Here is a 7,010-nt window from a genome sequence, read left to right as displayed (position 1 = left end):
AAATTAAAGGGCAGACACTCTTGCAGTAGCTGGATCGGATCGGCAGGCGGCTGAGCTAGAACAGCGTGAGGGGCTTGTGGCAGTTTTTGCTTTAACTCATCTTGCTGCTCTGGGGATGGCCCGTCAATATCCAGGCCCAAGGCTTGGGCCAGCCGACGCAAAACAGCGCCCATCCACTGCAGAGTAGGGCCTTTACTGGATGCTTCACACAGCTCAATGGCCTCACTGAATAGCGCCAAGCCTTGTTGTGAATCACCCTCCAGGACCAACAGCCACCCCCTGTAAGCCTGAATCAAAGGCCAGGGATGTTCATCACCTTCCTGCCAGAACTCTCGCATTGCCAGGTAGGTCTTGCGCAAAGGGGCAAGGGCTTGCGGCCAACTGACCAGAGCGCGCAGCAATAAATGATGGGCAAATACACGATTCAAAGTATCGCCGCTACGCGCCAAACTCTTCACTTGCTCATTCATATCCTGTTGTTGAGTAACCTGCTGAAGATAGCTACTCAAGGTGGTTTGAAGCTGTTCGCTGCTGGCCAAGTCTTCGGCATCCATCAAAGCACAAAGGCGGTAACTGGCCGTCTGAAGTTTTTCCTTGTTCGCCTGCTCCGGGTCACTTAATCGCTCAAAAGTTTCCAAGGCTCGGTCGAAAGAGGCGACTGCCTCGCTGGCTTGGCCTTGAAATGCCAGCAATTGCCCCAGAGTAGAATGAAGCTTACCGTGATTCAAAAGACCGGGGGCAGCGACTGGCATTGCCAACCATTGCTCAATCAAGGGTTGGGTTTCGCTGAATTGAAAGGCATTAGTACCACTGACCGCCAGACGCAAAAGTGTTTCGCAAGCTAAGGGCGCATTTTCTTCTTGCAGCTGCTGAGTCAACTCAAAAGTGCGAGCCAGCATTTGTGGTTGAGTCTGCCCCCGGTGGTTGGCTAAAGACAAGCGAGCTGCCAATAATTGCAACTCCAGTGCTGGGGGGATTGTATGATGAGCAGGTGCATAGCGCTCTAACCATTCCAAAGCAGAGCCCAGGTGCTCCAGACGATAATTCTTGGTGGACAGGCGGTATTTCACTTCTTGCAGGTAACTTTGCCACAGACCTGGGGATTGCTGGGCTTGTTCGCCCAGGCGTTTAAGAAAACTGCTCAAAAGAGAATGCTCCCCCTCGGCTCCTTCATGGCTGCAAGCCTGATACCACTGATGAGGAACCAGCGTTCTTTGCGAGTTCAAAGCCACATACAAGCGCTCCAGAGCCTGGAGATTGCCCGGTTTGAGCAGGCAGGGTCCGAGTAACCGCGTGTGCTCCAAAAGCTTCTTCTTGAAAGGATTAGGACTGCCCCAAAGGTTGGCCAGGGTGTCCACATAACCATTTGCGGGATGGTCATCCTTACCAATAATAGCCAGATCCAACTTGAGATCACGAAACCTTTCCGGGTCTAGATCTTTGATTTCATTCTCAAGAACTTCCTGCAAGGGCTGCAGATTGGTCTGAGTATCATAGCTACCGCGTTGCTCTATACGAAAAGAAACACGGGTCGTCTGGCCTGGCTGCAGGGGCAGGAGCAAAAGAACCCAGCGCATCAAATGATAGATATGGCTCATCCAGTAACTGCGGCTGTTCATGGCCGGATCGTTGGCCGCAAAACCAAAAACACCCGCTTTGCTCTGCAGCAGATTTTTCAGAATCTGCTCTATCTTTTGAGTAGCCTCATCCTTGGCATGATAACCGGATTTCAAAGGAGGAAGCTGCTTGTTATCAGGAATGGCCAGAGCCACAAAGCGCCCCATCTTGCTGACTTCATGGCTGGCAAGCTCCGTGACCTGTTCGTCAAAGACGATGCCTGCTTCATCAATTAGAATCTCCCAGCTTCCGGCCACCGGCATGACCCGCAGGCTATTGGGATGCTCATTACGGGCGCCCAAATGAATAGCCGGAATACTGATTTTCTTTGGATTAGTGTTTTTTTGCTGCCAACGCTCTTTGCGCAGTTTCTGAAATTCTTCCCAATCTTCAAAAGTGATTTTTAAGTGGCGGGCTACCGATTCATGTTGACTGCTTGTCACTGCCCACAACCAGGACTGAACCGACTCACTATTGCCTTCTTCCTTTAATTTCCGCACATACTTCTGGGCCAGGTTATAGGCCAACTCACCATTGCTTTTGCTGTCTTTGACCAGCTTGAGAAGCCGAGGATTCTGGGCTTGACGGAAACGTGCCTCTAGCGTGATTTCTTCCAGCAGGCGGGCATTTTCAGGCGATGAATAATTCCAGCACGCATAGAGAAAGGCTTTTTTAATCAGTCCAGTATCAGTCAATTCACGTACATCTGGGTTGGAAGAACGCGGTGGCAAAAGCGAGTTAGAGGGCATTTTCTATCCTTGGAAGTCAAAAGCTCTTTGTCGCACAGATGGCCTTCAAACTCAAGAAAGAGAGCTTTGGATAGCTACTTTTTGGTGGCAAGGAAGCCCACTGGTATCGACGGAATATTTGCGGCATGATGAGCGGTCTTCTCACAACACATTGATCACAGGCAGCTTGGTATGGAATATTTCTGGTCAAAGGATGGGCAAACCGCTCAGGTCACGGTGATTGAACTAACACAAGCTGATCCCTTGCCGACACTGGTCGCCCTGGAAAAGCAGTTGGGTGACCAGGACATCAAGCAGATGCAGTTGACCTTTTCTGCAGGGCTGACCCCACCGAAAAAGCGCCTGGAAAAGCTGGGTTTTCAGCCACACGCTACTGACGTGCAGCTTTATGAAAAGCCGGTTCATTATCAGCGATCCGTGCGTTTTTCCATCACTGAAAAGTGCAACTATGCCTGTTTCTTCTGCCATGAAGAGGGCATGGAGATGGGCAAGGAGCGCAGTGCAGCCGTTAATGAAGACCTCTTTAAAGCCATTCGCCAGTTTGCTGATCTCTCTTTTCAGGATTTTACTTTTACCGGCGGCGAGCCGCTACTCAGCCCCAAAAAAATCTTTGCCTGCCTGGATTTTATGGAGTCCATCAATTACCTGCCAGAAATCACCTTTGTCTCCAACGGCCTGGCCATAACGGATAAACTTCTGGATCGCTTTGCAGCCTATCCCGGCAAGATCCGATTCAATATTTCCATGCACAGTCTGGAAGAGGGAGCCTACAATCAGATTGTTCAGGATCTCCAGAAGCCAGACGCCCCACTGCGTCATGGTGAATACAGCCGTGTCAAAAGCAACTTGTTGAAGCTCAAGGCAGCCGGTATTCCTTTTAAGCTCAATATCGTGCTGTTAAAAGGGCTGAATACCTCCGATCAATCCATCCAGGCCATGCTGGACTACGCCCTGGAAATGGGTGCGACTCGAATCAAGTTTCTGGAGCTGCTTTTAACACGCGAGCTGAACCATCTATATGATTATTTTTACCGGCTTCAGGCTCTAAAAGATCGCCTGACCGACTCCCTGACCCTTGTGGAGAGAAGCTTCAGACGAGATGTTTATCGCTATGCTGATACGGATTTATTGCTGGAGTTTCAGGAATGCACCTGTGCCCGTGGCTGCAACACCTGCCCGGTAAACCGAGCGGCCAATTTCACGGCAGAACTCAAGTATTTTCCTTGCTTCCTACGCCCTGAAGAGGATTTTGACCTCACTCAAGTACCTCTGGCGGAAGCCCTGGAATCCAGTGACCAACAGATTCAGCGCATGGCTGATTATTACGGTGATAACAGCCCCATCATCATCAAACACCATTATCTGACCCAAACAGAATCCTTCTATTACTACCATGCACCCTCGGCAGTGGTGGAACGGTTAAAGAAAGAATGGAAGCTGGATGATACGTTAGAACGGCGCAGAGATTTCGTTGAGCACTACTTTTCTCAAGGCGCTAAGGCCAGTGAAAACTTCAGTCAAACTCATAAGTTGTCACGCAACACTTATGACCAACATGCCCTGGAAATTGAGCAATCCCACCACGTTTGTCCCCAAGGATCAGGCCGGATCACCACGCACTTTCATTCCCAGGGGAAGAAGGTGCTTGATCCTGAGCAGTATGCGCAACAATTACTCAAGCAAGGCGAAAAAAAACTGCTGTCACTGAACTGGACTATTTATTTCTATCGTGTGGGTAGTGAAGTCGAGGGGTTGAAGGAAGAGGATGAGTTAACGATCAGTTATAACCCGGAAAGTGGGCTGTATTTTCTTCGATCCAGCCAGCCCCTTCCGGAAAAGGAGCTGGCCCTACGTGCAGTCAATGAACCCCTGCCAGAATATATCCGTCATCGACTGAGATTGGTCTGAAGGGAATCGCCTGTGGGTAGTGGGCAATAGAGGGGCCAGTAGTCACCCTGGGACAAGCTGTACCAGCGCTTTTTCATGGCTTGGACAACCTCCATCGGAACCCGGTGAATACTGGGCCAGGTGCCCTGAGTTTCTTGTATGCGCAAGGGGATACCCAGTTCGCTGGCAAATGCAAAGTAAGGATGAAGTTCAAAAGTCTCGGTAAAGGTATTGCTGACCACTACCTTCTGACCAACCAAGAGTGAAGCCAGAACCTGTTGTTGGCACCAGAGATGAGCCAGAAGCACTTTGTCTTTTTCAAATTGATAATGGCCTTTGGCATCGACAAAAAACTGATCAGCCTCCAGGTGGCGATACCCTGAAAGGTTTTGTGCCCAGGTGCTTTTACCGCTTCCCGGCAACCCTCGAACCAGTACCAAGGTTGGCTTTTCATGCGGTTGTTCAACGGGTTGAAACTGGAAAGAAGCTAATAATTGCGACCACTCAACTTTCAAAAGTGGATGCTTTGTTTGGCTAGGGGTTTCCTTCCGGTTCTGGGGTGTACTGGTTAACAAACTTGCCGGCCCTCTTCCTTCGTCATGTGACTGCCATACTCGCTTTTCCTCAGCAAACAAGGAAAAGCAATGGCCTCCCAATTGGTTATAAACCGCAACAACATAAAGCTGATTGTAAAAGACCAACAGCTCCACCTGTACTCTCTAAATCAACTGCTGGGGACTTACTGCCTGGGGGAGCTGGATGAAATACTTTACCTGGTCGGTAAACCAGGAGTGCCTCAAGCTGACTTGAATATTTTACAGCAGTTCGGTGTTACTATCCGCTATTAGCAAACCGACTCTATTTCATTCAAGCCAGTCAGCAAGGATTCCTGATGAGCCTGTCAGTCCAGCCAATAAAAGTTCACTTTAACATCACCAAACGCTGGGAGAGGCCTTTTTACACTGGGTCTTTATGGCGTGGCCTCTTCGGACACTCGCTAAAAACAGTCAGCTGCATGACCAATGCTGATACTTGTCACGGTTGCCCCCTCACAGCCAGCTGCAGCTACTACCGGGTTTTCGAACCTAAAGGCCAGGTGTTTGCTCAGCAAAACAGCAAACCACCCCCTCCCTATGTGATCAACCCTCCGGCACCAGCTGCACAGGTACACATGGAGCCTGGCGATCCTTTTACTCTGGAGATGAATCTGCTCGGCCAGCAAGCCATTGAGCAGCTACCCATCATTTTTTCCGCCTGGAAAATGGCCTGCAAGATGCCCATCGCTAATAGTGGCAATCCATTTGCATTGCAGGCTATAGAGTGGCTTGATCTGGAGGGAAAAAGCCTGGGTGTCGCCCACACCCCACATGAACTCTCGATGCTAAGGGGTGCTGAGCCTCCTCAGTTAAACCAGGATAGCAACCAACTGGATCTGCATCTGGTAACCCCTTTAAGAATGAGAGTCCAAAAGCGTTATCTTCAGGTCAGCGATCTGACGGCTGAGTCACTGATTAAAGCCCTCTTGAGGCGTACCCACCTGCTTGAAGCCGCCTACGGACAAACCCAGGACTTGCCGGATGAGTGGCAAACTGGCCTTGCGTCCCTACGAGTCAAAAAGGATCTACGCTGGGTAGACTGGCAGCGCTGGTCAAACCGGCAGAAGCAGCACATGAAACTGGGTGGATTAATGGGCCACTTGTCGGTGTCGGGTGATTTGCAGGCCTACCTCCCGGCACTGAAGTTGTTGCCCTGGGTGAATCTCGGCAAGAACTGCAGCTTTGGCCTGGGACGCATCGCCATAAGCTGAAAACTCACAAACTTGTGCGGCACTACTCAAACAGCCAGGGTTGATTCACACTGCGTACATTGATTTGTTGGCCACTGAGGAGATACGCCATGAGCAACGCAAACGACTTCCGCAACATGAGCAATGACGAACTGAACGCCCTGGGTGCAGACTATGCAGGGGAGTTCTCAGAGCAGGGGTTCTGGAGCAAGGTACGCAAGGTTGCCAGCAAGGTCGGCGGCAAGATCTTAGAGCCCGCTTTGAAGCTGTATTACGCTGCGGGGGACAAGGACACCCCAGTTTGGGCCAAGTCGGTCATCATTGGGGCACTGGGCTACTTCATCTCTCCAGTTGACCTGATCCCAGACGTTATTCCGATCCTGGGATATGCCGATGATGCCACGGTGATTGCGGGTGCTATAGCGACGGTGGCTGCACACATCAAGGAAGAGCACACCAGGAAAGCCAAGGAGACATGTCGCCAGTGGCTTGGATAGTCCATCACCCCCACCCTGATTCGGGGTGGGGGGACCCTGTTATACGAAAATACTGTAATCAGGAGACACCAGATGCCCGTTGCACCAGCACCTTATAAGGTACGCTGCCAAGCCTGTGGCTGGGTAAAACGAGTATACCCCAAGAGTGATGTTTTCAACCCCAGTGACTGGGTCGCAATCTGCCCCGAATGCGGCAGCAAGGCTTTAACGAAAACTCCCATTATGAGTGGCTCCTTGGGAAGGCTCGGTCAATTGCTATCAGAGTTGAAAAGATAAATTTATTCAAATCTTGACAGTAAAGTCGTGAGTGTTAGGATTGATGGGCCTCAAGAAATTGAGCAACGCTCTTTAGCAATTAACCTGCTGAAAGTAGGAATAAAGCTTCAAAATGGTCTTGCGAGTATCGGAGCTTGGAAATAAAAGATGTATCTGATAAGCCTTTTTGTAAGGCTTTGATTTTACTGGTCGTATTAG

The 7,010-nt window shown here is 50.2% G+C and carries 7 protein-coding genes; 4 read left to right on the top strand and 3 right to left on the bottom strand.

What is annotated here, in order from left to right; translation table 11 throughout:
- A partial coding sequence (locus tag IBX50_RS15510; RefSeq protein ID WP_292257203.1) for a hypothetical protein occupies positions 1-2,366 on the bottom strand: 2,366 nt, incomplete at its 3' end.
- Positions 2,367-2,537: 171 nt separating this feature from the next.
- Between IBX50_RS15510 and IBX50_RS15505 the strand changes: the two genes are divergently transcribed.
- On the top strand, positions 2,538-4,274 hold the full coding sequence (locus IBX50_RS15505; protein WP_292257202.1) for a radical SAM protein: 1,737 nt from the start codon (positions 2,538-2,540) through the stop codon (positions 4,272-4,274).
- Here IBX50_RS15505 and IBX50_RS15500 read toward each other — a convergent pair.
- Complete coding sequence (locus IBX50_RS15500) at positions 4,253-4,768, bottom strand: AAA family ATPase (protein ID WP_292257201.1); 516 nt, start codon at positions 4,766-4,768, stop codon at positions 4,253-4,255. The genes IBX50_RS15505 and IBX50_RS15500 overlap by 22 nt on opposite strands.
- A gap of 129 nt (positions 4,769-4,897) precedes the next feature.
- On the opposite strand from IBX50_RS15500, the gene IBX50_RS15495 reads away from it, so the two are divergent.
- The 3 genes from IBX50_RS15495 to IBX50_RS15485 all read left to right on the top strand — a co-directional run bounded on the left by IBX50_RS15495 (position 4,898) and on the right by IBX50_RS15485 (position 6,536).
- On the top strand, positions 4,898-5,101 hold the full coding sequence (locus tag IBX50_RS15495) for a hypothetical protein (protein WP_292257200.1): 204 nt from the start codon (positions 4,898-4,900) through the stop codon (positions 5,099-5,101).
- A gap of 44 nt (positions 5,102-5,145) precedes the next feature.
- Entirely contained in the window at positions 5,146-6,060 is a 915-nt protein-coding gene (gene cas6, locus IBX50_RS15490) for a CRISPR system precrRNA processing endoribonuclease RAMP protein Cas6 (protein WP_292257199.1), read from the top strand.
- 89 nt (positions 6,061-6,149) lie between these two features.
- Positions 6,150-6,536, top strand: coding sequence for a YkvA family protein (locus tag IBX50_RS15485; RefSeq protein WP_292257198.1), 387 nt, complete (start codon positions 6,150-6,152; stop codon positions 6,534-6,536).
- Between the two features lie 92 nt (positions 6,537-6,628).
- Here the strand turns inward: IBX50_RS15485 and IBX50_RS15480 are convergent, their stop codons facing one another.
- Positions 6,629-6,757 (bottom strand): hypothetical protein, encoded by a 129-nt coding sequence (locus IBX50_RS15480; RefSeq protein ID WP_292257197.1) that lies wholly within the window; start codon positions 6,755-6,757, stop codon positions 6,629-6,631.
- Positions 6,758-7,010: the final 253 nt, after the last annotated feature.

It is taken from the genome of Marinospirillum sp., assembly GCF_014859565.1.
The sequence above is the reverse complement of the archived record's forward strand: the minus strand, read 5'-3'. Positions and strand labels throughout refer to the sequence as shown.